Source organism: Herbaspirillum sp. YR522 (assembly GCF_000282575.1).
Classification (GTDB): domain Bacteria; phylum Pseudomonadota; class Gammaproteobacteria; order Burkholderiales; family Burkholderiaceae_D; genus Herbaspirillum.
Genome location: NZ_AKJA01000122.1, coordinates 1 through 1,037, shown reverse-complemented (window position 1 = coordinate 1,037; position 1,037 = coordinate 1). Strand labels below are relative to the sequence as shown.

The 1,037-nt window shown below is 54.4% G+C and carries 1 protein-coding gene; it reads right to left on the bottom strand.

From position 1 onward, the window contains the following. Positions 1-974, bottom strand: a protein-coding gene (locus PMI40_RS17360) for an IS3 family transposase (RefSeq protein WP_238540975.1) whose coding sequence is annotated in 2 segments (ribosomal slippage) — positions 1-722 and positions 722-974 — 975 coding nt annotated over the 2 segments. Because the reading frame shifts where the segments join, the coding sequence is not laid out codon by codon here. This gene is flagged as partial in the annotation. Between the last annotated feature and the right edge of the window lie 63 nt (positions 975-1,037).

The following is a 1,037-nucleotide window of genomic DNA, read 5'->3' as shown; positions in this document are numbered from 1 at the left end:
GTCTTCCCAGTGGTACTGCGATAGCCATTCGTAGCGCACAGTCCTGTTGAATCGTTCTACATAAGCATTTTGCTGTGGCTGGCCAGGCTGGATGTATTGCAACACAATGCCCGCCTGTTGCGCCCATACGGTGATCGCGGCGCTCAGGTACTCCGGGCCGTTGTCGCAGCGAATGGCGGCCGGCTTGCCGCGCCATTCGATGATTTGCTTCAGGCTACGAATTACCCGCTCCGACGGCAGCGAGAGATCCACTTCGATGCCCAGCGCTTCCCGATTGAAATCATCAATTACATTGAGCAAGCGAACGCTTCGCCCATCTGCAAGCTGGTCGTGCATAAAGTCCATCGACCAGGTCTGGTTGTGTCCACTGGGCACAGCAAGCGGCCTGGGTACTTCTCGTATCAGCCGCTTGCGCGGCTTGATGCGCAAGTTCAGTTCCTGTTCGCGATAGATACGGTACACGCGCTTGTGATTCCATCCAAAGCCCCGGACGTTGCGCAGATAGAGGAAACAAAGGCCAAAGCCCCAGCTTCGGTGGTTATCAGTCAGCCGTAGGAGCCAGTTTGCGATTTCTTCATTCTCTGGCTTGCGCTTGCTGGCGTAGCGATAGCAGGCTTGGCTTACGTTAAATGCTTGGCAAGCAAGCTTGATCGTCACGCCACGTTCTTGAACAACGCGTTTGGCCATCTCGCTACGGCGAGATGGCCTTACCAGTTTTTTTCGAGGGCCTCGGCCACGATCTCGGCCTTGAGCTTTTCCTCGATGTACATCTTGCGTAATCGAGCGTTCTCCGCCTCCAGCTCTTTCATGCGCGCCATCATTGACACATCCATGCCGCCGAATTTCGAACGCCACTTGTAGAACGTAGCCGTGCTGATGCCCAGCTCACGGCAAATGTCCGGTACGCCAAGCCCAGCTTCAACGCGCTTGATAGCCTCGATGATCTGGCTATCTGTAAATTTCGATCTCTTCATGTGTAGAACTCCTCAGTGAGAATATTCTACTTCTGACGACGCTGGTTTTAAGGGAGGATTACC